Genomic DNA, 24,479 nt, shown 5'->3' with positions numbered 1-24,479 from the left:
CATGGCCACATCGGTTAGAAACGGACTAGCCGTAGGTTAGGTAGGCCCGCATTTCACGTTACTAAACGCGCCAGCAGGCAACGTCCAGTTTGCACGATCAATGATGGGCAGCGTGTACTCAGCTTTGAAAGCCTGCGCCAACGCTTCTTCATCAAGAATATTGAAGGGGGTCGCCTTATCGGCAATCTCCATCACATTGATACGGTCACGACTGATCGTGGTATCGAACTTGCGCTCATACGCCGCAATCGTTTCAACACTGCCCGGAAAGTACCGGCGTAGCGTTGCCCAGATCGACGGCGAGTTAAAGATGCACGAACGACACGACGAGCGAGGCCAAGAAAGACGGTAGGGAATCGGCGCCAGCACACCGTGCCGCTCCATAATTTCCCATACGTCGCTCTCATTGAAATGAAGCACTGGTCTCCAGGTGTCCACATGCCGTGCTAATCGTCCTTTACGACGGTCGCACGCATGGGGCTCCAATTGGTTATATTTCGCTCGGTTTGGGCTTTCTTCACGACGCTCACCCGTTACGAAACATATCCGCAAGCCATTGAATCGCGCTTGGTTATTGATTGCCCGACGTGCTACATCAATTTTTAAGGTCGAACTACACCAGCGAACGTTTAAATCCGCTGAGACCTGAGGAAACCGTTGGCGCGTGCCTGGTTTAGCGCGTGACGTATCACGCAAGAGTGTAATAACACCGTCAGGCGTTTCAACCTTGTGCGGGGCACTGTAGGCGTTCTCTTTATTGAGCTCACCTTCAAAGCCACCGACTAACCACGACGCGTACAGCTGGACGCCTAACTCTGCAGCCAGCTTGCGGTTGTAGTCAGCCATAAATGGCCATTCCATTAGTGTGGAACCTTCACGTCCATCAACGTCGTGGAACCACATTTCTATCCTTGAGCGTGGTACACCGAGCTCAATCAGGCGTAGGTAGCTTGCCCAGGAATCCTTACCCCCGGAAAAGGCTACCACGAATAAATCGTAGTTCAGGTCGATATCCGGGGCTTCAAAGAACACCCCAGGCTTTGCCCGCAATAGCGGCTCCGCACCAAGATCGAGTCCTAGCTGGTTACCCAGCGAAGGAATGACCGCTTGGTCATCGAAGCGATCGAGGACGGCTGCATTCATAGTTGTCATAAGACATACCTCATAGACAAGTGGCCATCCCCCTCTCGGAAGATGGCCACTACGGCAGATAAGCGCTAGGAAACAGCAGCGCTAGACGTTGGCGAAACGCTCCGGGGCGGTGCCCAGGTACGTCAAATCACCGAAGGGATGAGCGTCACCCACTAGCGCCAGCGCAATCATCTGCGCACTGTGGCGGGCCAGGTGAGCCATATAAGAAGCGTTACTGGCACGCTGCGCGAGCTCAGCGACAAGACACTCTAGGTGCTGGCGCTGATCAGGACGAAGCACGGGCTTTACCCACTGAACGCCTTTAGCGACAGGAGACAAATAACCCCCTAACAGGAACGTTCCCGCGTGATAAATGCGCACACCGGTAATTTCCACATAGGCCAAACGAGTACCCAGCTTGCCCGGTGTTAACAGTGCCTCGGGCGCGGGTAGTGTAATGGCATCATCGACGCTAGAAAGGCTCGACACCTTGCCAGCATTAAAGCTTACGGGGTAACGGCTTGACGTTCCCGATAGGGAGCACTCAACCACCACATCCGCTTCACAGTACAGATCATAGGTCATCATATCTTCCTCATAATGAAGGGGGCAGGCCTACTCCCCAGAGGGAACGTAGGCCTACTTGGGTAGGTTGATCAGTCATCATCGAAGTGACGCCAGGTGGCGTCTTCTACGTAATCCCGCATGGCATTTCGGAATTCATCGGGATCGTATCCAGCCGCACTACAGCAAACGCGGTAAGAAAACGGCCCAATGCCATCTGATGCCAGCCATGCAAGCTTTTCCTTGCGTCCGCCTACAAGCGGATTGGCAAGCTCAGCTAAGGTGGCCTTCAAGAGTCGAACACGCATCTGCAAAATAGTGTCTTTAGACCACTCGAAGTCATTTCCAGCCGGTTCAGCGCGCCCTTCTGGGCGGCCCCGTTGGCGTTTGTTTGGAACTGACTTAAGTGCCGGAGACGGCTTGGGGGTGGGAAACGGCACTACCCTGCGGGAGGGTAATTCCGAGGGGGCTGGTGCTGTCATTAAGAAGTCTAGCGTTAGCTGGACCTCCTCTTTCAGCACATGCACATTTTGGCGTTTAGCGGCCATAGGGAACCTCACACTAAAGTGAGGGCAGCCGACCCCAGAGGGTCGATGGCCCTCTAGGGAGAAAATGTAGCGTTGCTACATTAGGTGGTTGATTCAGCGCCCGATTCAGCCAGCGCTTTCATATCGAGGTCGCGATAATCGTCCGGTAGCTCGCAGTCGATTGCAGCGGACACCAAGCCACTTTTAACGTCTGCAAGCGATTGCTCTACTTGGCCGATGATGGCTTGCGCCATATCGTCAATCTGATGCAACAGGTCATCAAGATGGCCTTGCTCAAACGGCTGCCAAACCAATGCGATATTGTCATCTAGCTCGGCATAGTCGTTGTAGTGTTCAAGCAATTTGGTATACGCCTCGTAATGCTTTTCTGCGCTATCCCATTCTCCAACGAACGTTAGAAAGGAGGATGCGGCATAACCGTAGGCGCGTTGTTCAATCGTAGAGGCAGTGGTGTTGGTGCTCATGGTATTTCTCCAGTTAGGCAATGAGCAGGCACACCCTCCCCAGCGGGAGAGAGTGCCCGCAAGGGTTTACAGCTTAGTTAAACCACGTAGCGTTAAATCGCAGGCGCTATTCGCACGACGATATTTTGCTCGGTGGCATTGGGACGAACGTGGTGTTTAACGGCAACCATCAACGCCTCCCAGTAGGGGGTAGGCATATCGGAGTCGCTTCCTTCACCATTCAAGGCGGGGCAAACGGTTACAAAAATGTCGCAGTAACCTTCTGATGAATGGGAATTATGACCCCAGCTTGCCAGTCCAGAAACGCGAGCTTTGTTGGCCCAGTTTTGAAAGGTTGGGTGATCAAACCAATCAACACGAACCAGCACAGCCGGTTCAAGGCTAGATTCAGCGACAACGATATCTTCCGGGTGAAGGAAACCGCATACACGGTCAACGTCTTCCTGAATGGTTTCGTCGTTAAGAAGCGCGTGATAATCCGACAAGTTCTCGAGAATTTCTTGGGCTTGTTCGGCAGTAAGGAGGATAGATTGGCTCATGGTAGGGCTCCATAAAGTGATGCCCAGAAACCAATCCCCCTAATGGGCGATTGGCCCACTAGGCAGAGGATGCAACAGCGTTGCAAAAGAAGAATACTGGTTAATTTACGTGGCCAGTGCTACCACGTCGAAACGCTAAAGAGCGAATGAACTTTCATGATAGCCGTGTCAGTGTGGCGTTGGCAATAAGTACGCGCCTTCGGCAGGTTATGAATACAAAACAGTGTCGTCGTCGCCGGCAACCACTCTACCGTTTAGGCAAAAAAAAACCCTATCCGGTTTGGATAGGGTTGGGGTTAAGTGCTTAGGAAGCGCGAAGCAAACTAGCACTAATTAATTCAAAGAGCGTTCGTTGCAAATCTTCTACTCGATTGATAACGGTAGATTGCTTCACAAAGCTCTTAATGCTGTTAGAACCAATGCCAATCCCAATTAAGTCCATTCCAGACGCTTCACAGCGTGAGACTACATCGCGCATGGCTGGCTCACTATCGGGTTCGCCATCCGTGACGATCACAATCAGCTTCCGTTCTTCCCTCTGTTGCAACAGTTCAAAGCCTGCGTACCAAACGGCTTCTGCCATTGGCGTTGAACCTTGTGGCAAACATTGAAACCGATCCGAGTTATTAGCCACGGATTGGCCATGCTTGATGACCGACGTTACCGGCGTGTACCCACTTCCATTGAAATAGGTAACCGCTGTATTCACACCATTAATCGACTCAAGCCCTAGCGCCAGCGCTAATGAAGCTTCATTAGCAACTTGGTAAGGGATAGAACCCTCAGCTAAAGGCATGCGCATGGAATAGCTCATATCCACTAGCAGATGCACGGCCGTGTTAATGGCCTTCTTCTCGACACGCTTTTTGAAGATCCGGGTATCACCCAAACGTAAGCGCGTTAAGCGCCGACTATCTAAGCGATTACCGCTACGTGCCGTACGATCACCATTGCGCTTTTCCGACTGCACCAGCCCCATCAGCTGGGACCGTATTGAGGAGGAAGTTAAGCGAACCCGCTGCTTAAGTGCCTCTGCAGCACTCGGCTGTAACGACGTGGAATCATCGGGTTGATGGATAGTTGTGCATAGCGGTGTACCTGGCTCCGCTACGCTCTCCAAGTCACGACGTAAGCATTCATGCGCGTCTTCCAGATGGTCATCGTCCGTAGCATCCAGCGTACGAGCGATCACACCTTTTTGATGCTGGCTCTGGCTATCGCCCTGGTCATCCCCACCATGGCCATCATCGCCCTTCTGGCTCTGACCCTGGCTTGCGCCTTGATCGTCACCGTCCTGGCTATCGTCGCCCTTCTGGCTCTGACCTTGGCTTGCACCTTGATCGTCACCGTCTTGGCTATCGTCGCCTATCTGGCTCTGACCTTGGCTCGCGCCTTGATCGTCACCGTCCTGGCCATCATCACCCTTCTGGCTCTGACCTTGGCTCGCGCCTTGATCGTCACCATCTTGTCCATCATCGCCTTTTGAGCTCTGACCTTGGCTCGCGCCTTGATCGTCACCGTCCTGGCCATCATCACCCTTCTGGCTCTGACCCTGGCTTGCGCCTTGATCGTCGCCGTCCTGGCTATCGTCGCCCTTCTGGCTCTGACCTTGGCTTGCACTTTGATCATCACCGATTTGGTTTTGATCCTGGTCTTGGCTCGGGTTAGGCAGCTGAGGAGGTTGATTAACGACGCGATCATCCGCTTCTTTCCGCGCTTCATCTTCCAGCATGGCGAGAACCGCTTTTGCTAGATCAAGTGCATCCTGGGTAGATGCCATTGCTGGGACACGACGGAATAGCGCTTGAAGTCGCACGTAGGCGCCCTGCGTGAATACCGCACGGAAGACCTTTTCGGTTTCCTCCAGCTCACGCTTGATAGCGTGCTGACCAACATACCGGCATTGAACGTAATAGAGACAGTAAGACTCTAGTACGGCTGCCGGGTGGGTGTCGGTCGTGGGGATTTGATAGTGCCCTGCATGAGACATATACCTCGCAACTTCATTGAGGGTATGCGCCATGCCTGGGTACAAGCCAATCATTGCCTGCTCGATGCGACAGTCTTCAAAAATATTGAACAAGCTCTTAAGCAGACCGCGCCCAAAATCTACATCCCAGTCAGTGAAGCGAACGTGAGCTGCTTCATGAGCCAGGTAGCCCCAAAGGGCATCGAAGTTATCCCAAGTATCCGGGATATTGGGCAGAACAATCGTCTTACCGTTCGTATAGGCGCTTTGTCCTCCTATAACGATGTCTACTCCGACTTTGCGAGCATAAGCCGCACAGAGGATGGGTAGTGCGTTATGCAGCGTTTGGCGTTGCGTCATGGTAGTTCTCCAAGTCATAAAGAAACGCCATCCCCCTTCCGGGAAATGGCGTTAAAGCGTCAACAGCGTGACGGTAGGTTAGGAAAAATGGTTTCTCACCATTCTTCGTCGTCTTCAAAAGCAAAAACAGGAAGTTCCGCGCCATCCATTGAGGAAGGATCAAACTCCATCGGCATCGCTCCCATGGCGGCAAGCGATTCAACTAACGACTGCTCATGCTGAGGGGTAGCTGGCGCTTCCTCGACAGTGACAGCCTCCTGAGCGGCTTCTACAGGCACTTCCTCGGTAGCAACTGTTTCAGCTGCTTGAGGTTGTTCCTCAACCAACGCCTCGACCGCAGCACTAGGCTCCGTTTCGACATTTGACGAGCTGGCCGGGAAGGCTGGCGCGTCAGAATTCACCATGAATTCAGCAAAGAAGTTATCCATATCGCCTAACAGGTCAGTCGAAAGGCCAGAGGGCGTAGGGTCACTTGCAGGCTTAGCCGCTGTGACTTCTGCGCTTACTGACGTATCAACGTCGCTAGGAGCGTCTACCGTCTCCGGGGGAGTGGTTTCAGCTGGAGGCGTCTCGGCTAACAGGCCTGATTGAACAGGAACCGCGGGCATTTCATCGTCATCACTAAGCCCAGCACCGCTGAACACGTTATCGACTTTGACACTCCCATTGGCATAGCCGTGAATCTTATCTTTGTCCGCACAGATCAATACAACCGAGCAGATTTGGAAAAGATACGGCGCCTCGATGCGGTTTTTCACTTTATGTGCGTCAAACCCGTCGATTGTTTCCTTTAGCAGCTTGGCCAGAGGATCGAGGGAAGCGTTCATAAAGCTCAGCCCATCTACTTTGTCGTACAGTTTCTCAAGAGAAGGCTTGGTAGAGCCGTTGAGGTGCGATACACCGTTGAGGTAGCGATCATAGAAGCTTTCAGCCTCAGCTTCGATTTCCGCATAGAGATCATTGGTTAGGCCATCCACCTGCCGTGAGAGCTGTTTAGCTGACTCCTCACCGACGGGGTTGATGTTGTAGATGGTGTGCTTAAAGCCAATACGTTCAGAAACGACATTCAGCGGCATAATGCCGCGACGTATGGCGTCTGCGAAGTCAGGATTTTCATCCACCCATTTGTTAACGCTATCCTCGTAATTATCGAGGAATTGTTGCCGTTCAATAAGGAATTGCTGTTCGATCAAGTCAAGCTCTGACTGAACATACTGCAGCTTCGATTGCGGGATTGCATAGCCATTCATGAACCGGAGTCCGTAGTGGCTAAGTAAGCGCCGCGTCTGGGTTTTAAGAGCATGAAAACGGCTAATATCAGAAGGATCGCAAATTTTCTTTGATCCTAAGCTGGTGAGTTTTTCGGGAGGAATTTCGCCTCCGGCACCAAAATTGATATCGGACGCTTCAAGACGAGCCTTCCCACTCCAAATATCAAAATCAGCATGCACGATGCATAGCTGGTTCAATGTCTGGAGGTTCAGAGTAGTGGTAGTAGTCATGGGTTTTTCTCCAACGGAAAAAGCCCAATGAATACGACTCGCCCAATAGGCGTGTGCGTCCCATTGGGCAAGTAATGCAACGAAGACGTTGCGAAAGGAAAATACTGGTTATTTAGTGTGGCCAGTGCTACCACATTCATCGCTAAAGAGCGATAAAGCGTTTTCTTAAACAGTCGGTTACTCACAAACTGCTTAAGAAAACGGGGGGTTAACCCCCCGATATCCTCCAAGCATCGCTTGGTTAGCTTATCGCGTCAAGAGGCGCTAACACGCTTCTATCAACAATGTTACGAGGCGCCAGCGTACTGCCTACTGTCACCTTGTAACGGGTAGACGGTTGGCCACGGAAACGATCCTCATCGACAGGTACCCCGCGCTTAGCCAAGTCAGCTAATAGCTGCTTGTTACTCACGCGCCCTTTCGACTTGTAACGCGTCACCATGACACCCGCGTATTCAGCATGGAAATACTCGCCCATCATCGCTTTTAACGACTCAAGGTGGGTACGTTGCTTCTCCTCTTTAGCAGCCAGTTTGGCTTTCAGTTCATCAATTTCAGTCTGCAAACCCTTGTAGGATTGTGCCTGCTCAATCCAATCGTTCGCTCGACCGTCATCAGTGGGGAAATACAGATCGCGCTTAGGGTCTTTAGCCGGCTCTTGGCCAGAAAAGACCTGCTTCATGAGAACGCTCGCTTTCTGAACTAACTGACGTAACAACACGTCATTTCGCTGTATTTCAAATTCAAGCATGCCGTATTCGGAGTGCCAGAAAATAAGCCATCCCACCCTCGCCTCAGTCACCAATAGCTGGTGCTGGACTTGGCAGACGTACAGCTTGTAATCACGGCTTTGGCGACCGTTTGCTTGCACATCGAGCCATACCTTATCGCTGGGGCACTTAATCTCGACAGGCTCATTATTGCTTTTGAGTCCATCAAGGGATGCCCGCAGCAAAGGTATGCGTGACGACTCCACACAGGCAGGTAAGATTAGCTCCCCTACCTTAGCTTCGTACGCGGCACGCGCCTTGGCTTCATTGCGCTTACCGGCTCTCACGAGCGGGTTTAAGCTCAAATCAACCTCAGTGGCATATCCAGACTTCTCGGCCCACAAGCGCCAGTACGTCTTGTATTGAGAGCGATCTAGTAAAATAGCCGCATCCGTTGCAGTAATGCCACGCTGGCGCCAAAGCAACCACTCAGCAGAGCCTTGTACTAAAGGAACTACCTTCATATCGAACCCTCCGGTATCACCCGAGGGAGTGCCATACCGCGCACTCCCCCGAGAGGTGGTTAGCTAGCGACTGCAAGCTTCCACTCGGATTCAGCTGCTTCTAGCTGTTCCAGCGCATAGTTTGTTGCTGTTTCACTATGTGCGAGACGTGCTTTGATCCAGGCACGGCCAGGGTCAAAGCTATTAGCTGTCAAACATTTATCAATCACCTGTTTGACGGTTGATTTCAAATCAGCTTTTGGCTTTTCATCATCATGCTCACCACTACTGTCTGAGACAGACGCTTGCGGCTCTACATGTTGCGTTGTGCCTTTTTCGCTTTCGGTATCAGTCGCCTGCTCAGCATCCCGCGCTTGCCAGGATTGCTCAGCTGACTCCAGTTCCGCGTAGAGATAGGCTTGAGCTGCAGGGTTATCTAACGACTCTACCCACGCCCGACAAGGTGCAAACGAGCCTAGCTGCTCACCACGCTGAATCAAGGCTGCTAATTCTTTCGCAAATCCCGCTTGCTCCGCGTCAGTAAGATGCGGAATAGCGGTCATTGACGAGCCTTGACCATTGCTGGACGCATTGAGCTGAACGACGTTGCCGGTTTGCGTATGTGCTTGAGCTTCGATAATACGCTCTGCTTCGTCCTGGTCGTATATACCAGAGAAGCCAAACGCAACACGGGCACACTGAATAAGCGCTTTGTGTCGAAGCAACCGCTTAGGGTGTGTCTGCCAAGGGCCAGGTAACGTACGGTAGGTTTCATCAAGAAATTCCCGCACTTTTACTGGCTTATCCAAGTCCTTACGGTGGATCAAACAGTCAATCCACATAGGCGCTGGAACCTTAGCTCCCGGCATGGTGACGTACTCCGAGGAGTACACGAACTCAACGCCCGCATATTGCTTGTGGGAATTGATGATCTTCACCCAGCCATCGACACCCACTACAGGAATCACCGCCCCTTTATCGGGGTAGGCGTAAATCTCCTTGGTGAAGGGATTAAGCTTGTACTCATTGGCAACCACTAGCAGGGCTGTCATTTGAGCATGCGTTGGCACTTCACCGTTCTTGAGCCTGAATGCGGTACTGCCAAGCGTGTTAAACAGTTGGTCTTCATCAATGCCGTAACGTGCTGCCATGGTCATTACGAACTGCGAAGCCTGCGATGCAGAAGGTTGTGCTGCGGTCATCGTATTTCTCCAATCATAGAATGGAGGAACACTACCCCCTAGAGGGAGTAGTGCCCTCTCGGGGGTAAGCGGACATGCCGCTGAGGAATTAAGCCGTTAGCAGAATAAAGTCGTCGTCTTCGTCATCATCGTCGTCAAGGCCAAAAGCCATAGGCGAACCAATCAGACCTAACGCTTCTAAATCTAGTCGGGCTTGTTCAAGGTCTACCCCATGAGCCACAAAGGGCGCGAGGTAAGTTTCAAAGTCACTCCAACACGTTAGCGCTGGGGTTAGTTTCATCGACTCATCTGCCACTGAAAGCTTTGGGTTATCAACCCGGTCAGAGGGGAACAGGCGATCGAGTTCTTGCTTGGCAAAAACCATAAGAACGAAGGGGCGATGCCCTAGCGACCAATTCACTTCGCCAGCACCTTCACCTTTTTCGTCAATGGTATTATTAGCGCCATTTGAGCCTTTATGGATGGTGAGACCAAAGGCGTCAAACATCACGCCTTCCTTGATCAACACATCACCAGTGCCCTTGCCACCAAGACGATCCGCACCTTTATACAGCGCTAACACCATATCGGTGTCCGCTGCACGTTCGGTTGCGTTGCGGCCATTCAACAGCCAGCACCATAAGGTAGAGCTAGTAGTATTCGACATATTGGATCTCGACATGCGTACCGTATAGACAGCACACCACCCTAATGGCGTGGTGTGCGCTTGTTAGCTGACCTTTAAGCGGCTTGTGCAGTGGGTGTTGCTTGCTGCATTTCGCCAGGTTCTGCTACTTCGCCATCTACCCAGTTGTCTTGACCAAACACATCGCGGGCTAGCCGCAACAGTGCTTCACGCTGTTCGGGTTTATCACCCACCCGACGTAAAAACGCCATTTCAAGCGCATAACCAACGCTGTTAGCTTTATTGCTGGGATCAACACTGCCACGGAAACGCGACGCCAGACGGCACCAGCGCAACAAGGTGCGTGTTGAGAAGGTAATCGACAGTTGACCCGCTTCGAATAGACCTCTTACTTCATTCGCGTAGGTAACCATACGTTCCCTCAGGTTTTCCGGCACTTTCGTTCCGGCTGAGGCCAGAATGTCTTTCTCAACGTGTTCAGGTGCATAGCCCACGTTCATAAACCGGTAACGGTCCATGGCCGCAATACTTTGCTTCATCACACCTTGATAAGCCTGGGATTCATCACCACCGCCCGCGCTATTCCCGGTGACAATCACACGGAACATCGGATGCGGCTTGATGACTTCACCACCATTAGCACCAATCACTAACGGACGACCTTCCAACACATCATTGAAGGCTGAAAGTTCCTCAGGAGCCATCATATCGACTTCGTTGAGAAGCAAGATGTGGCCCAGTTTCATAGCCATTGGTAATGGCCCATATTGCCAAGCCGTCACGGGTTCATCACCGGGTTTCGGTGCGCGTAGAACGTACATGCCGATAAGATCAGCGGCTTCCATTCGCCCGCTACAGGTTAGTGACTGAGTAGGCCAATTTAACCGGCCAGCTGTCTCTAAAACGAGTGAGGTTTTGCCCGACCCGGTAGGGCCAGTGATATAGAGTGCATCGCCCATCGGATTGCGGAGGAACGATAACAACTCTGTGATCGCCGTTGCCCGAAACACATACTCCGCTGTAGCCGGAGGAATGTAGGGACTGGCGGTATCATTGAACATAACCATCGTTTTCGACGGATCAACTTTCACGTTGAAGGTAGAAGCGATAGATACTTTCGAGAATGCAGGATTAGTCATGGGAGAACTCCATAGAATACTCCCTGCGATAGAACACTCCCCTTGTAGGAGAGTGTCCCTACAGGGAAGGAATAAGCAATTAAGCTAGAGAATGCTGGTTATTTTGAGAGGTCAGCGCTACCTCTTTTCACTGTGCAACGGCACAATAAAATGATTATGGGTAAGTCATTTATCGAGTGATGACTTACCGATAACCACAAAGACGTAGATGCAAGAAAGGAGTCATGACAAACCCAAAGGCTTGTCATGATCCATGGCTGCTAGCGTTTACGCGGGTGCAATACCCGACGCTCCGGCTGGCGCTTTAAAAGAATGCGAGCATGAGCCCACATAACAGCTTTCGATAATACGATGATGGCAAACAGTATGATGACGTAGTGCAAAACCAGCCAGGTAACTATATCCATAGCTTCGTAGCTCGACGCAATTCTGCTAACCAAACGGTCGATGATAATCATAGTAGTGCGCTCCATAAGATAAAGGGGCGCACTCCCGGCAGGGATGTGAGCCCCTGTAGGGATGTAAGAGATTAAGCAGTTGCAAAACTGTAGTAGATCCCAGCCGAAGAAAAGCCTGCGATACTAAGTGCAAAAAATGCTAATGCCATGGTAGATGCCTTCATTAAAGCGAAGGGGCATCTACCCTGACGGGAAGAATGCCCCGTCAGTGGGTTAGAAGCACCTGCCGAAATGGCGAGGTGCTATAGGGATATTACGACTGCTTTAGTTTGCTCAAAAGACAGAACACGGCCCTGGCGAATATACGTCGGGACATACAAGTGTTGCCACTCGGGATCGGTCTTAGGGTCAAAAAATAGAGGATCTGCAACGACAATCTCAGGCTTAGGGCAGGTTCGTTTTGCTTGCCATTGGCAAACAAAAGCGAGTGCTTTTGCCTTGAAAGCAATTACATCGTCTTTAAGCGCGTATCTCACGATCTGCGCAGCGTAGGCGAGCAAAAAAATGAACGCGATTGCAGTGAGGGATTCACTAATAGTGAGATTGAACATGATGGTCTCCAAAGCTCTATCGAGCAAAAGATGCACTGCATGCAGTGCATAGTAAGCACCGATTTATCCTAAACGGACAAACAGGCACGGGTTTACGGAACACCGAATGGTGCCCGAATTAACAACACAAACGTTGACGACTTGAACAACTAGCCGCTACGTCGCAGAACGCGACATAGAAAGATGCCAAAAGACAAAGGGGAGTAGCCCTAGGACCGCGAGTGCGGAGTTGAGGCAAATGAAGAATGCTGGATGTTTGATAAGGTCAGCTACCTTGGGGGTTGTGAACTAAAGAGTTCAACACTTCCAACTATAAGCGACCCGTTGAGAGGTGACAAGCTAGCTCATTGAGCAGTAGTGTAAAAAAAACCCTATATCTCCTTCGATGCCCTTAAGGGAGGCCTAGAGGCCCAAGTGGTTTTGACACATCAAGGTAAAGTGTGCGTTGCGTACCGTACTTTTTTGCCCACTTTTGAGGATGTGAACAATGACTCAGGAAGCCTTACTGCCTATCACCCAGCCAGAGGGTGTAAAACCGCGTAGCCCTTCTACGCAAATGCGCCAACAGATGACCTCACCGATCAGCCAAAAAGAGCATGCTGAACGAAAAAATGTCTACTCACGTCCAGTAATAGACGAGGAACTGACGCTGTACTCGCTACAGGCACAGCAGGTCATGCAACGTTCGTTTATTCGTGTCAGCTATAGCTTATTCTCCACGGACGTTATCTTGCGTCTCATTGGCGATGAAGATCAGATTGACGATGTTGCCGATATTATTTCTGCCATGGTGGCAGATGCCCACGGTGAGCTTGATAGTGTCATCGCGCAAATGGAAGAAATTCTTGAGGTCCATTCAGGTTCAGGTAAGCGTGTGTCTCGCTACTCAAACCCGGTCACGCTTAAATTAGAGATTACCGCACCACAAGTCGGCCAATTTATTGATCTAGTGAGCAAGCTGGACCGCCTAGTCATGCTGATCGACAACTTGTGGCATAAACAAGTGCTAACCGGCAAGCAGCGTACGGCAGCACAACGTCAATGGCGCCAGCACGTCAACCGTGTAGCCTCAAAAATTATTCAGATGGAAGGTCGCGCCCGTGGCTCTGCAATGCGGCAGGGTAAAGGCGACGAAGTAACCGAACATGCGCCTTTAATGGCAGACCATGCAGAGCATGACGCCAATATCGCAGCCGATGCAGGTGAAACAACCGAAGGTTTCCCGACGCAGGAAAACAGCACCAGTGCCGAGGAAAATGCAGCCACCGCTTAACCTTAAAGTCACCCTGCCCTATCTCCAACCGCCGTTCTTGTGAACGGCGGTTTTTTCATGGGTATTTAATTAGGGATCTCATATTTTGGCGGTAAACTGGTACCAGATTTCAGTCTACAGCTATCAACACCACACTGAAGGAATCAAGATGAAAAAGTTGACACTTATTGCCTGCATTGCGACTGCATCTATACTTTCTGGCTGCGCATCAACCGGCACTTCAACCGCTGATCGTCGTTTTAGCGAAGACAATAGCCGTGCATATAACCTTGCCCAAGCAGGAGGGCTACATGAAGCAAGAGATACAGAGCTTGGCGATGACCAATACAGCTACATGATGAGCAATTTGGCGGATGGCGCAAGCACCGGGTTATCGCTCGCTAGTTCATCGGGCTTTGGGCTGTCTGGTGGAACTTCCCTCGGGATCGGCCTTGCCACTGCCCTACTCTCTGGGCCTGGGATGATGGGGTTTGATAGCGCATTTGCCTTTGTGCCTGAAAGCATGGCATCCAATCCATCCGATGCCGCAAAGGTAATAACTAATTCCTTTTATGAAAGCGCCAAAGCAGGTGAAGACGAGGCGGGTTACTCTCTGAGAGTGACCGATGAGAGCTTTGGTTATCGCCATTCTTCAAAGCGGGAAGTCGTAAGCTTTACCTTTGTTAATGAGAGCCTTGGCTGCTCAGACCCAGATAAAATTGAAAAGTGGAGCGCAGAATACAATTGCGTATTGGCGCTGATCCACCCAACCGAGACACGTAAGCTTGCCGATACACCTTTAGCCGTCAGAGATAGTGCTGGTGCTCGCAGCTATGCTGTACACGCACACGACAATACCCGCGCCCTGCAAACGGTAGTTAAATTCTCAAAACAAGCCGAGGAGTTACTTGGTGAGGAGCGCTTGGCTCAGGAGCGCCTAGCATTGCTGCAAACCGTCTCCGCAAATATGCCGAGTTGGTATTTTATCTACGAGACACCTAAAGAATATACACCTCCCATGGTTATTACCGAGGGTGAAACTGAGTTGTTCATCACACGTAAGTAAGCATCCCCTATAATCTGATTTAGATAGTACCCAGAAAGCAAAATCCCCGCCTACGGCGGGGATTTACGCTTCTGTATCATTGTTTCATTCTAATCATAGAAATCGCTTCTCAGCTCATTCTGTGTCTTTTGCCTAAACGCGTCACTATCAACGTCTTCAAAACGATTTAGAGTCCGAGTGGCTGCATCTGCTCGGTCATCCACATTAAGGTGATTATTTGTACCTGTTAGGGATTCAAGGTCAAAGCCACCATCGCCCATATAAAGCCCCTCAGATTGAAGAATGCCCAACCATTCATCCAGGTTAACGAGATCCCAGTTGATACTTTCTAGTGCTGTAATCGGCAAACCGCCACAGCTAGGACTCTCAGCACTGCCCCAGCTTAAACCGGATTGTTTGCGCACTTCTTCTTGCAATATGCGTGATAAGGGAGAATTAAAACAACAATAGCTTTGGCGACGTTCTATACAATAACCTAAAACTTCTGTTTTGCAGTATGTGCCTATATGACGGCACGACTTGAGTTCACGCTGCGCGTTAAGCTCAAATTCTTCCGCCTCGCAACTCCATATCAGCTGAATAGCTAACATAGTGACTACGTAAATTTGGTAGGCCGTCATGGCTGCACCTAGATAGCTAGCGCCAGCCTCACCAAGCAATTGTTGGGAAAAGCTTTGTGCACCCTCACCACTACCGACGGCAGCTGCACCTTCCCCGGTTGCGACCTCTGCCGAATTGAAAATCATATCGCCGGTCATTTCGGCCACTTTTTCTTTTAATGGCTCTGCTAGTTCAAGTGCTTTGTTTTTAACCGACCCAGAGAACGCATCCCATGCGCCTGAAACGTTTTCAATACGGGAAGTGAATGGTTGGGTCACGCTTGACCAACCACTTGTGATGGGATCACGCAGCAATTGATACGAACCTTTTAAGGCTGCTAAAGGTCCATCCGATTCCAGACCAACAATCGCGTTATCAATTTTCGGTACGGTCATGATCATCGTCAGATAATCACCCATAGAAATACCGGATGGTTTTTCGCAGCAATCCACCGTGCCACTTACGGCGCGTTTGCATTCACCAGCTTCGCCGGTAAAGACCGTACATGACATGCCAGTAGAGGATTCTGAACAGCTTAGATCCTGAACCATATTTTGTGCTGCATTCATCATGGCGCTAGCACGGGCAAAATCAGCGCTTTGCTCAATTTCATGTTCAAAGCACTCTGACCCCATGCAGCGTATTGGGCCCGCACAACTATATTCAGATTCACGCTCAATCGTTGGTATTTCGTAGCTTGTCCCACAGTCCCATGTTTCTTCTTGGACGTAGCAATTACCTTCTGAACCTTCTGCCCCATCAACACAAGAGGTGCTTATATAGCCGCACTGCGGGTTTGCTTCAAACTCAGCGCATTCTTCTATTGCATCGCCACTTGAAAGGCACTGTTCTTCTCCGTTGATATCCTCCCAGCAGGTTGATGTTCCTTGATCATAATTACAGCTGAGTGGTGCGACTTCGACGTGTGAGGCTAATCGTGGAACGTTGGGGATCGGGGCATTCGACAACTGCTTTTCAATAGGGTCACCCGGACACACGTTAAAACCGTCGATATTTCGACATGATGCACCGTCTGCAGGTACCGCCTCATAACTTCCTTCACAGAACTCCTCTTGGGTGACAATTGCATCATCTATACAGCTTTGTGGCCCCCAGCTGTCGTTTACCACTGTGAAGAATTGGGCGAACCCCATAAAGGTCGAATTATTGAAAACGTCGTTTACGTGGTTAGCGATCGAAGCCGTATCTCGATTGTTATGGAAAAAGTTAACGTCCAAGCCGTTGCGACTAATCCCATTCAAGGCAGCGGCGCGATCACCACTATCTCCCCCATCGTCCTCATTACCAATAACGACAATTACCCGATTTACATTTTCGCGCCATTGGAAAAAATCGGCAGCATACGCAACGACTTTCCATGCGTCGGTTTGACCTGGCTCGATGCCGAGTTTATCGACCCATTTTTGTACCGCATCGACATTGTAAGAAAGAGGAACCTGAAAGGCTTTTTTAGTGTGGTCATCCCCTTGGAAGGCTAATGCACCGGTACGAACGTTGTCACTTTTACCGCGTGATAAAAGATTAACGAAATTACCTAGACCATAACGCAAAGCGCCAATCTCTGGTTCCATTGAGGCAGTATGATCAATCAGAAATACAATATCCGTTGGTTCCGTATCTATCTCAATAAGGTGGTTAATGCGGCAGTTGCCCTCGGGCTTAAACCGACGGATGCACTGGTTATATTCTGGGACGTGTGCTGAAAAGCTCGATTCAGCAAAAGATTCATCAACACTACAATCAGCAAAGTTATTCGCGAAGTCCTCCATACTGTCAAACACTTCGCGTGACTGATTCATCATTGGGTCACTGCTAAAATCAGGTCGCGATAAATCACCTGCTTTATGGACCACTTCGTAGGCCATGCCCTGGATAGAGGTCGGCCCACCCGATTGGGTCACTTCGGCACGCATGTTTGATAGCGCAAGGCTGCCTACATCGGACAACCCTGAATCACTCGATGACTCACCTTCTAATTCATCCTGAGGCCGCATGTGTGGGTAGTTATAACTTTTTCCAGTGTCACTGGCCGTATCAGGAAACAGATCGTTGACGCTGATAGCATCACCGTCGCCAAACGAGATAGATCCGCCATCTACGTTCGCAGGGCCACTTACACCTATGTCGTCGGCAAAGCCCTGACCATTCCTGGCTGCATCTATAAACGCATCGGCGTAAAGCATGGCAGGCTGAATCACCATTAGTGTGATCAGCAGCCAGCTTAGCCAAACCGCTCCCCAATGTTTGCGCTTAGATACTTCCATTATTGACTACTCCCTAGCCGGTCACAGGCTGCCTCTTGAATATCCTGGGCTATCAGCTGAGTGTCGTAGCTACTCGCCGTGGGATAACGTAGAAGCGGAATACCGGCCTCTGCGAAGGCGTTGTTAACGAAGATATCGCGCTCTTGGCGGTCCTGGCGCTGGTGGCTGGGGTCATCCAGTTCAACCCCAGCGACAATGCGCCCTTCAATCGGGTCCAAAATGATGTAGTCAATGTGCTTGCTAGAAATTCGGCTGAATGCCCTAGCCCAATCGCTGCGAGTTTGCCCTTTACGAACAAACAGCACATCCGCAATACGAGGCTTCCCCATTACCAAATACTGATCTCCAGCTGCCTCGGCTAAGTAGCGGTAAAATCCCCATTCAGTCTTGGTGAAAAGGTATTGCCGACCATCATATGAGGGTTCAGGGGACCGCTTACGAAGCCAGCCCCAGAGTAAAAAAAGGAAAATAAAGACGGGTATACCCTTCGCCCACAAAGGCAGCGCATCTAACACGGGCAGAACATTGACAAATTCCATGTTTTTTCCTTTTCACCTACATGTTGCAGCAGTCTTGCCAGCGCCAAATGGTATAAATTGGGTCTTCTGCGACACCAGGGATAATCCGGGCATTGCCCCACCGCAACGTAGACTCGCCCATTACGTGGCCGCGTTTGGTTTCGGGTAATGGGTGAAGCAAGCTAAACTTGTACTGAGTTTTTGGCAGTGTAGGACTGATGTGGCCACCACTACACATGGCGTCTGATCCCATGGTGCGCCAAGCCAAGCCGCGACGGTGCAATGCTGCCAGTACGCGTGCTTTCATCAGGCTTGATTCTTGGATGACGCCATTCCCCCCGGTAATTTGTCCTGATAATGGGTAAATAGGACCCCAGGAGCCCGCGCACCAGAACATGGAGTTAATGGGCTTACCCGCAGTTGAGGCTACTGCATCCGCAGTACAGGCGGCGGCTGCAATTGGATTAGCCACCGCTGCAGCTTCGGGATTAGTGAAGAAGGCTAGATCGCTGTTATTCCAGGTAGGATCAAGCTCGCTCAAGTACATAATATCGAGGTCGGTATAACCATCTGCATTACATGCACCTGACACAAACATATCCATCATCAAAAGCAGTGGAAACGCGTAGTAGTGGTAGTGCATGAACGTGCCGTCACCACCATCAAAGTCAGTTCCGCCATGCATGCCTTGAAATGTGCGGTCCATGGGGAAACGGATACCATTGAGTACCGAGGAGCAGCCAGGTACGCGTTGAAATTCAATTAGGCGTGCCGGTTCCCAAAAACTGGTCACGACACCTGGCCGTGGCACACCCAGATTATCCTCACAGGCGCATAGCATACGGTCAGCACTTCCCTCAGGAACTCCACCACTTCCACCCGTCAACGGAACACCAGCCACTCGTATTGGAAATAAGCAATCCCAGCAAATATCTGTGATGAGCTTTGGGCCTATCACCTGCGCATCAACGCATCCAGGCGTCGCATGCGCCAGTTGTGGTGCCACGGTGCCGATAACTGCCAGAACCATTGCGGCCATAAAGTGCCGAAACCTCATGACGCAACCTCCCTTAGCTGAATAGTCGGTACCGATACTGCATAGTCCAGCGCCACTACTTGTGGGAAGCCATAGAAGTAGCCCTGATGGAGTGACACGCCTGATTGAGAGGCGCGTTTGGCGTCTTCTGTCGTTTCGATACGTTCAACAATGGTCAATATGTTGGTTTTTTGTGCATGGCGCAGCGCGGCTTGAGAATCCGCATGATCCAAAGTTTCGCTTTCAAACTTGCACACTGACCACGGAAAAGCCTGCAAACGCTCTAACGAGGCATTTTTGGAACCAAAATCATCCAGGGCGAGGCCTAATCCACAGTCGCTTAACCGGGACCAGCGCTTTTCAATCGCGTCGTCGCTGACTAGTTCGTTAATTTCAAGCATGACAGGCGTGTGTTGATAAATGCGGAAGGCTTTGTATTGCTCCTCCCAGGCCTCAAACGCATTGTCACAAGACAGCGTTCCAGCTGACACATTGATATAAAGGGGATGACGAAGCCGATTACCTACGGCTACCCACTTCGCGAGCATGGCAATAATTTTTAGATCAAGAGACGCCCACTGTGTTGCGGATACATGACCATGTGGGCCCTCATATAGACCCGTGGACCCAGGGAACCGTGCCAGCACTTCATAGGCTTTACGGGTGGTTGTTTTACTGCAAACGATGGGCTGGAACGCAACTTTTGCCTTAGGCATCATCACGCCCCGAACCAGTTCTTGAATGACAAAGTTCTCACCGTCACTGGTAATCACTGAGGGGGTAAACTCCAGCTCAAAACGGCTTTTCACATCCGGCGTGAGCAAATAAAGCGGGGCATCAAAGAAGTCGGTTACTTCTTTATAGGCATCCCAACCTTCGTCAGCATCCAGCTCGGTAGCAATTAACATTACCCGGCTGACATTAGCCGTAAGTGCGGGCAAACGCTCGGCAACCAGTTCCATTTCGCGTTTATCGGTCGCGTTAAAGACAATGATGGCTTGATCGAACGGCACGGAGTCTAGTGGATTAATCACACTGCCTGCTGCTGCTATCACCTGCCCTTCGGCGCCAACAATATCGTCGTAAACGCGCACACGGGGGTCCAGCTTGCGTGTTCTCGGTCGAGTGGCGGGAGGCATCCATTGGAATGTTTGGCGGCTCCAGAAGCGCTCTGCAGCGTCTTCCCTTTTTTGCTCCCAATTAATCTGAGCCACGCGTTCTTGCATGACTTCGATCATATCCCGTTCTTCAATTTCGACTACAGGACCGCGTATGCCGAAATCTCCCCGTTCACCATGCTCTAACTGTCGATCAAGCCACTGGGGTTCACTGATACCGGCAACGCGAGCGATAACATCGTCCGGGTGTGGCGAATCGCCAATACGTATCAGCGTAGGGACTTCATTCACTACGTGATCACGGAACAAGGTAGGATCAATCACCACAGACGGAATGGGCGTGTATTCAGCGGCTAGCGTTTGAAGAAATAGCACTCCCTCTGCTACTTCCATATCATCAGGGATACCCCGGAAAATAATGGCCACACCGGGATCTTCGGAAGCCAGTTCAAACATATCCTCTAAGCCCTGGCGTTCTAGGGAAAAAGAGGCAAACAACAATGTGTGGTGACCGGCGTAGCGCTCCCCTGGCTCTCTAGGGCCATCATCGGGTTGCACATGTTCCTGCAAAGTGGGATTGGTGCGGGCAAGGTCAGCAAAGAACTTTTCAGCGTCTCTCCGATCTTCGCCCATATCCGGTGGGAAAAAGTCGTCTATGTTGAGCCGGTCAGAGGCTTTCTCTGATATCTCCTCACTGCGCTCGATTATCGCCATATCGTCATCGGTGAGGACCGAGGCACCGCCACGCTCATCAGCATGCGCAAAAACGGCTAAAGGCCCTACAAGGAGGGCCAGAGAATAACAAAGCACTGCCCGATGGGCAGCGCGATTAAATAAGTGGATAGGCGCGGCCAATGACTTGCTCCTCAAGAACAGTACCCCAATAACGCGAATCGAAACTGACGCTAGACTCGCCCATGAACCAGTAATGGCCTTCCTCCAGAACCGTTTCGCCCATGAAGGTTGAAGGATCAATGCCCAGGTCTTTTGCCAAGGCAAGACCGGTAGCTACCTGCTTGCCATTCACTGTTACGTTGGCGTCTTCGGTAATGGCTATGTGGTCACCCGGAACGCCAAGGAGAATCTTGACCATCTGGGTGCCTTCATCGAAGTATGGGGCGACACGACGCGCTTCAAAGGCATAGAGGTTTCCCTTTTCTAGGCCCAAATCACCACGGTCTACGAGGAAAAACGAATAGTTGCCAATGCATTTAACTTCTTGGGTATCCAAGCCAATGTGGTAACGCGAAGTAAAGGTGTAAACCGCCATGATGATGGCCATGGCAGTAATGGCCATCTTGACCATCAACTTTCGGCGCGCACGCCAAAACCCTTGGTCATTACTGTTATCGGCATGGGCGTTAGCCAAGCTAGTTTGCTCGGTCATAATTAAAGCTCCCCACTTAGCAAAAGGGAGCCATCAATACGCATTTCAGGAGGGGCAGCCAGCACAGCATTGGCATCAAGAACGATATAACCAGCCTCTTGCAACGCTAAGATACGCGCTTGCACGTCCATAAAGATTTTGTCCGCGGCTTCGCCGGTTATATCTTCGGGCAGGTTCGCAAACAGCGATTGGTAGTCAATGATTAATATGGACTCTGCAGCACTGGCGGTGACGGATTCCAGAGCATTCACACGGTTATTAAGAAAGTATCCCATCACCATCACGACCAAGAACATGCACACGATTAGGGTGCCAGCGATAGAATCCCCTCGCCCTTCCCCACTATTGCCTGCTTCTTTTCTTCGCTGGCGGCGTGATTTAGGGTTCTTGGGTGCGCGCTCACTGGGATCGGCCTTTACATGGCTAGTCGGTGTTGTCTCTGCCTCATATTCAGACGACATTGACACGTCATTAGCTTCTCGGGTGTCCTGCTGGGTAGTTGGGTTAGACATCATTTAGCCCCCGATCCTTCAACACTTGGGTAATGGCGTCATGAACGTTCATCCCCTGTTTTTTGTAGCGGTTAATATCGTTACGATCTACTGGGTCCGTGCTGTACATCAGCTTCGGATACTCGCCTACAATCAACCGGCCTACGCCCGTCCCATTTTTGGACTTGATAAAGATTTCTGAGTAAACGCCCGCGACGGTGTGCACTGAACGCAGAAGATTGAAACCGCCCTCGCTGAGCGTTAGGCGCTTACTTTCGCGTACCGATTCAACCGTTTCGGCCGTCTGGCCAAGTAGGTGCATGGAGCTGGAGTTTTCCGCAATCGCACGTCCGACAGTGTTTTCATAAAGGTCGTTGATGGACTGTGTTGCGATGATGACCGAGCCACCATACTTACGGAATTTGCGGTAAGCGTGCTCAATGAACGTGGCGACCTCGCCCTCTTTCAACAAATCCCACGCTTCGTCGATAAAGCAGATCTTTTTACGGTTTGGCTCGCCCAGGAAGACTTCTTGTTGAATCTGGTAGATCAACTGCAGTAACACGACTTGCCGGAGGTGCTTGCGGCCCTGCAGTTCATCCAGCTCCAACACGGTGAAGGGATTTGAAAAGCGAACGTTGTTATCGAAGGCAAAGTATTTGCCGTAGTTACCCTTCGAGGTGAACATGAACAGCTGCGAACCAACATCACGTACTCGCTGGTCTTCGTCGGATAAGCACATATCTGCGATATGATCGACTTTCAATTCTTTTCCATGCTTCTCCCATAGCTCGGACATAACGCGCTTGAGCTGCGCCTTTTGGAGCTCAGAAAGAAGACCTTTTTCAGAGGCCATCGCAGCGACCAGTGACACCAAGGAATCTTCTTCGTCGGCGTAGTCATTCACCAGCGGGAAAGGATTCAAGCAGATATTGGTGCTTTCGTTAAATTGCAGAAAGTCGCCATCCAATACTTCACTTAAGTTCTGGTACGACTTACCCGCATCAATAACCCAGACCTGCGCGCCTTCCGACATATACGACAACAACAACTCATTCGCCCAGAACGACTTACCTGAGCCTGACTCTGCCGCGATCACCAAGTTTTTGTTGGTGTCGGAGTCATGCAAGCTGGCAGACATGAGCTGACCGTTGCGCGACATAAGCGCCGCATGGAAGGTGCCAGTGCCCTTCCACTCGCCAAATATGGGCACCAGCACGGCTGCTTGCTTGCTTGTCATCGTCTTATAGCGTTTGAGGTGTTTAACCGCTTTGCGGTCAGTACACATCGGAAGGGAGTTTAGGAAGACCGGCAGCGAGATAAACTTATCTTCTAGCAACGTGAACCGGCTTTCTTTCCAATAACTCGCCATAGAGGTTGCAGCTGATTGAACACGCTCCCGAGTCGGGGCAAAAATCACTGCCGAATAGCTAACCTGGACGATGCTGGCGCCATCACCAAGAGCGCCATACATTACATCGAAGTCACCCTTTTTCTCCGCCAGCACGGGCACCATTTTGAGCATGGGGCCATAGGCTTGGTTGACGGTAATTTTACGCTTAGTTTCCAAGCGATCTTTGGTCTTCTGGCTCGGTGGGTAAAACACATTCGCTACAATCATGTAGTTTTCACGCACTGACGAACTACCGCCTGTGATATCGCCTACAAACGCCATAGCGCTGCCAAAAAAGAAAGCCGGCGGCATTTTTTTAGCACTCATTACCCGCACATGCTGGTCACCCAGCATTAAGCTGTGTTTGTCTAACCGTATCTCAGTGCCGAAATCAAATACCTGATCAGCAATTGTCTTATCGTGCTCCCAATTCGCACCACCATCACGCCAGGATGCGTTTGGCCCCCAATTCAGCATGGTGCTCATGGTGCGGATCAACATATTGGCGTCCATTTCTCTTGGCTGGAGACCTATTGCCCGCAGTGACGAATCAACCTTCTCTTTGAGGTTATAAACTTTTTCCAGCTCAGCCTTCGTAGGTTGAGGATTTGTAATCGGAAATTTGACAGTCACGATCAGCTTGAGGTCTTGTATTAAGCCGTTGTCGTAGGTGCCTTTACGGTTTTTCGTAACCAACTTTTCATTGGTGTATTTGCGCATGAACTTCACACGCTCTTTCACAACATTGGTCAAAAGGGGGTGACGGAATCCGTCACGCAGCGCCAGCATACTTGCAAGCTTTGCGCTCACGTCCGGGGAACGGAACAATATGAATTGCAGTGTTGTTTCTTCGGGAAATAGCTGGTTAAACAGCTCGGTAACACGGTCTTGGATCTTTTCGTCGCCGTAGGTCAACGGCTCACAGAGAAAGGCGCAGCCCAGCGTTTGGTCGTCGTTTAGGTAGATCCCTTTATCGGGATCGTAGGCCAGCACGGGTACTAGACCTGACGCCTCCATTTCTTTCGGGTATAGGCGATCTTTTAGGCCGCGATTAACAATGACTTCCAT

General features: G+C 50.8%; 22 protein-coding genes. 2 read left to right on the top strand and 20 right to left on the bottom strand.

The annotated features are described in order from the left end of the window. Positions 1-36 precede the first annotated feature (36 nt). From KO116_RS23140 to KO116_RS23080, 13 genes are all read right to left on the bottom strand, one after another. Positions 37-1,152, bottom strand: a complete 1,116-nt coding sequence (locus tag KO116_RS23140) for a hypothetical protein (protein ID WP_442905835.1) — start codon at positions 1,150-1,152, stop codon at positions 37-39. 81 nt (positions 1,153-1,233) lie between these two features. Beyond that, positions 1,234-1,719 (bottom strand): hypothetical protein, encoded by a 486-nt coding sequence (locus KO116_RS23135; RefSeq protein WP_094584656.1) that lies wholly within the window; start codon positions 1,717-1,719, stop codon positions 1,234-1,236. 68 nt (positions 1,720-1,787) lie between these two features. Beyond that, positions 1,788-2,243 carry a hypothetical protein gene (locus KO116_RS23130; RefSeq protein ID WP_035565554.1) on the bottom strand — a complete coding sequence of 152 codons (456 nt, stop codon included), beginning with the start codon at positions 2,241-2,243 and terminating at the stop codon, positions 1,788-1,790. Between the two features lie 80 nt (positions 2,244-2,323). Beyond that, positions 2,324-2,707, bottom strand: a complete 384-nt coding sequence (locus KO116_RS23125; protein WP_035565559.1) for a hypothetical protein — start codon at positions 2,705-2,707, stop codon at positions 2,324-2,326. A 92-nt stretch (positions 2,708-2,799) separates the two neighbouring features. Continuing rightward, entirely contained in the window at positions 2,800-3,246 is a 447-nt protein-coding gene (locus KO116_RS24380) for a hypothetical protein (RefSeq protein ID WP_052703877.1), read from the bottom strand. A gap of 304 nt (positions 3,247-3,550) precedes the next feature. Next, positions 3,551-5,575, bottom strand: coding sequence for a VWA domain-containing protein (locus KO116_RS23115; protein ID WP_035565561.1), 2,025 nt, complete (start codon positions 5,573-5,575; stop codon positions 3,551-3,553). 95 nt (positions 5,576-5,670) lie between these two features. After that, positions 5,671-7,077 carry a DUF3150 domain-containing protein gene (locus KO116_RS24375; protein WP_052703876.1) on the bottom strand — a complete coding sequence of 469 codons (1,407 nt, stop codon included), beginning with the start codon at positions 7,075-7,077 and terminating at the stop codon, positions 5,671-5,673. 241 nt (positions 7,078-7,318) lie between these two features. Next, entirely contained in the window at positions 7,319-8,311 is a 993-nt protein-coding gene (locus tag KO116_RS23105; RefSeq protein ID WP_035565563.1) for a YqaJ viral recombinase family nuclease, read from the bottom strand. Between the two features lie 59 nt (positions 8,312-8,370). Further along, positions 8,371-9,492 (bottom strand): phage recombination protein Bet, encoded by a 1,122-nt coding sequence (gene bet, locus KO116_RS26370; protein WP_052703875.1) that lies wholly within the window; start codon positions 9,490-9,492, stop codon positions 8,371-8,373. An 88-nt stretch (positions 9,493-9,580) separates the two neighbouring features. Next, a complete protein-coding gene (locus KO116_RS23095; RefSeq protein WP_144408661.1) occupies positions 9,581-10,138 on the bottom strand; it encodes a hypothetical protein in 558 nt (185 codons plus the stop codon). A 74-nt stretch (positions 10,139-10,212) separates the two neighbouring features. After that, the gene (locus tag KO116_RS23090) at positions 10,213-11,256 is read right to left on the bottom strand and encodes an AAA family ATPase (protein WP_045812346.1); all 1,044 of its coding nucleotides are present in this window, start codon (positions 11,254-11,256) and stop codon (positions 10,213-10,215) included. Positions 11,257-11,516: 260 nt separating this feature from the next. Further along, on the bottom strand, positions 11,517-11,714 hold the full coding sequence (locus KO116_RS23085; RefSeq protein ID WP_035565568.1) for a hypothetical protein: 198 nt from the start codon (positions 11,712-11,714) through the stop codon (positions 11,517-11,519). Between the two features lie 242 nt (positions 11,715-11,956). Further along, on the bottom strand, positions 11,957-12,265 hold the full coding sequence (locus KO116_RS23080) for a hypothetical protein (protein ID WP_035565570.1): 309 nt from the start codon (positions 12,263-12,265) through the stop codon (positions 11,957-11,959). 487 nt (positions 12,266-12,752) lie between these two features. Here KO116_RS23080 and KO116_RS23075 point away from each other — a divergent pair, with 487 nt between their 5' ends. Further along, complete coding sequence (locus KO116_RS23075; RefSeq protein WP_052703874.1) at positions 12,753-13,538, top strand: DUF1845 domain-containing protein; 786 nt, start codon at positions 12,753-12,755, stop codon at positions 13,536-13,538. A gap of 148 nt (positions 13,539-13,686) precedes the next feature. Next, entirely contained in the window at positions 13,687-14,583 is an 897-nt protein-coding gene (locus KO116_RS23070; RefSeq protein ID WP_035565574.1) for a hypothetical protein, read from the top strand. Between the two features lie 89 nt (positions 14,584-14,672). Here KO116_RS23070 and traN read toward each other — a convergent pair whose 3' ends face one another. Genes traN through traC form a run of 7 tightly spaced genes read right to left on the bottom strand, consistent with a single transcriptional unit; the run spans position 14,673 to position 24,479 of the window. Further along, the gene (gene traN / locus KO116_RS23065; RefSeq protein ID WP_035565577.1) at positions 14,673-17,468 is read right to left on the bottom strand and encodes a conjugal transfer mating pair stabilization protein TraN; all 2,796 of its coding nucleotides are present in this window, start codon (positions 17,466-17,468) and stop codon (positions 14,673-14,675) included. After that, positions 17,468-18,007 (bottom strand): DUF2726 domain-containing protein, encoded by a 540-nt coding sequence (locus tag KO116_RS23060; protein ID WP_052703873.1) that lies wholly within the window; start codon positions 18,005-18,007, stop codon positions 17,468-17,470. Before KO116_RS23060 ends, traN begins: the two co-directional genes overlap by 1 nt. 16 nt (positions 18,008-18,023) lie before the next feature. Next, complete coding sequence (locus KO116_RS23055; RefSeq protein WP_035565579.1) at positions 18,024-19,043, bottom strand: TraU family protein; 1,020 nt, start codon at positions 19,041-19,043, stop codon at positions 18,024-18,026. Beyond that, a complete protein-coding gene (locus tag KO116_RS24365; RefSeq protein WP_052703872.1) occupies positions 19,040-20,995 on the bottom strand; it encodes a TrbC family F-type conjugative pilus assembly protein in 1,956 nt (651 codons plus the stop codon). Before KO116_RS24365 ends, KO116_RS23055 begins: the two co-directional genes overlap by 4 nt. After that, positions 20,970-21,527 carry a signal peptidase I gene (gene lepB / locus KO116_RS23045; protein WP_052703871.1) on the bottom strand — a complete coding sequence of 186 codons (558 nt, stop codon included), beginning with the start codon at positions 21,525-21,527 and terminating at the stop codon, positions 20,970-20,972. The genes KO116_RS24365 and lepB overlap by 26 nt, the downstream gene beginning before the upstream one ends. A gap of 2 nt (positions 21,528-21,529) precedes the next feature. Next, on the bottom strand, positions 21,530-22,042 hold the full coding sequence (locus tag KO116_RS23040) for a hypothetical protein (protein WP_035565583.1): 513 nt from the start codon (positions 22,040-22,042) through the stop codon (positions 21,530-21,532). Further along, on the bottom strand, positions 22,032-24,479 hold the full coding sequence (gene traC / locus KO116_RS23035; RefSeq protein WP_035565585.1) for a type IV secretion system protein TraC: 2,448 nt from the start codon (positions 24,477-24,479) through the stop codon (positions 22,032-22,034). Before traC ends, KO116_RS23040 begins: the two co-directional genes overlap by 11 nt.

Origin of the sequence: Halomonas sp. KO116, assembly GCF_000734975.2 — a bacterium.
In the GTDB taxonomy this organism is placed as follows: Bacteria; Pseudomonadota; Gammaproteobacteria; order Pseudomonadales; family Halomonadaceae; genus Vreelandella; species Vreelandella glaciei.
The sequence above is the reverse complement of the archived record's forward strand: the minus strand, read 5'-3'. Positions and strand labels throughout refer to the sequence as shown.

Coding starts and splice junctions, on each gene's coding strand:
- KO116_RS23105 (WP_035565563.1), bottom strand. CDS start 8,311: ATGAAGGTAGTTCCTTTAGTACAAGGCTCTGCTGAGTGGTTGCTTTGG.
- KO116_RS23090 (WP_045812346.1), bottom strand. CDS start 11,256: ATGACTAATCCTGCATTCTCGAAAGTATCTATCGCTTCTACCTTCAAC.
- KO116_RS23080 (WP_035565570.1), bottom strand. CDS start 12,265: ATGTTCAATCTCACTATTAGTGAATCCCTCACTGCAATCGCGTTCATT.
- traC (WP_035565585.1), bottom strand. CDS start 24,479: ATGGAAGTCATTGTTAATCGCGGCCTAAAAGATCGCCTATACCCGAAA.
- lepB (WP_052703871.1), bottom strand. CDS start 21,527: ATGACCGAGCAAACTAGCTTGGCTAACGCCCATGCCGATAACAGTAAT.
- KO116_RS23140 (WP_442905835.1), bottom strand. CDS start 1,152: ATGACAACTATGAATGCAGCCGTCCTCGATCGCTTCGATGACCAAGCG.
- KO116_RS23115 (WP_035565561.1), bottom strand. CDS start 5,575: ATGACGCAACGCCAAACGCTGCATAACGCACTACCCATCCTCTGTGCG.
- KO116_RS23060 (WP_052703873.1), bottom strand. CDS start 18,007: ATGGAATTTGTCAATGTTCTGCCCGTGTTAGATGCGCTGCCTTTGTGG.
- KO116_RS23040 (WP_035565583.1), bottom strand. CDS start 22,042: ATGATGTCTAACCCAACTACCCAGCAGGACACCCGAGAAGCTAATGAC.
- KO116_RS23055 (WP_035565579.1), bottom strand. CDS start 19,043: ATGAGGTTTCGGCACTTTATGGCCGCAATGGTTCTGGCAGTTATCGGC.
- KO116_RS24380 (WP_052703877.1), bottom strand. CDS start 3,246: ATGAGCCAATCTATCCTCCTTACTGCCGAACAAGCCCAAGAAATTCTC.
- KO116_RS23070 (WP_035565574.1), top strand. CDS start 13,687: ATGAAAAAGTTGACACTTATTGCCTGCATTGCGACTGCATCTATACTT.
- traN (WP_035565577.1), bottom strand. CDS start 17,468: ATGGAAGTATCTAAGCGCAAACATTGGGGAGCGGTTTGGCTAAGCTGG.
- KO116_RS23075 (WP_052703874.1), top strand. CDS start 12,753: ATGACTCAGGAAGCCTTACTGCCTATCACCCAGCCAGAGGGTGTAAAA.
- bet (WP_052703875.1), bottom strand. CDS start 9,492: ATGACCGCAGCACAACCTTCTGCATCGCAGGCTTCGCAGTTCGTAATG.
- KO116_RS24375 (WP_052703876.1), bottom strand. CDS start 7,077: ATGACTACTACCACTACTCTGAACCTCCAGACATTGAACCAGCTATGC.
- KO116_RS23130 (WP_035565554.1), bottom strand. CDS start 2,243: ATGGCCGCTAAACGCCAAAATGTGCATGTGCTGAAAGAGGAGGTCCAG.
- KO116_RS23135 (WP_094584656.1), bottom strand. CDS start 1,719: ATGATGACCTATGATCTGTACTGTGAAGCGGATGTGGTGGTTGAGTGC.
- KO116_RS23085 (WP_035565568.1), bottom strand. CDS start 11,714: ATGATTATCATCGACCGTTTGGTTAGCAGAATTGCGTCGAGCTACGAA.
- KO116_RS23125 (WP_035565559.1), bottom strand. CDS start 2,707: ATGAGCACCAACACCACTGCCTCTACGATTGAACAACGCGCCTACGGT.
- KO116_RS23095 (WP_144408661.1), bottom strand. CDS start 10,138: ATGTCGAATACTACTAGCTCTACCTTATGGTGCTGGCTGTTGAATGGC.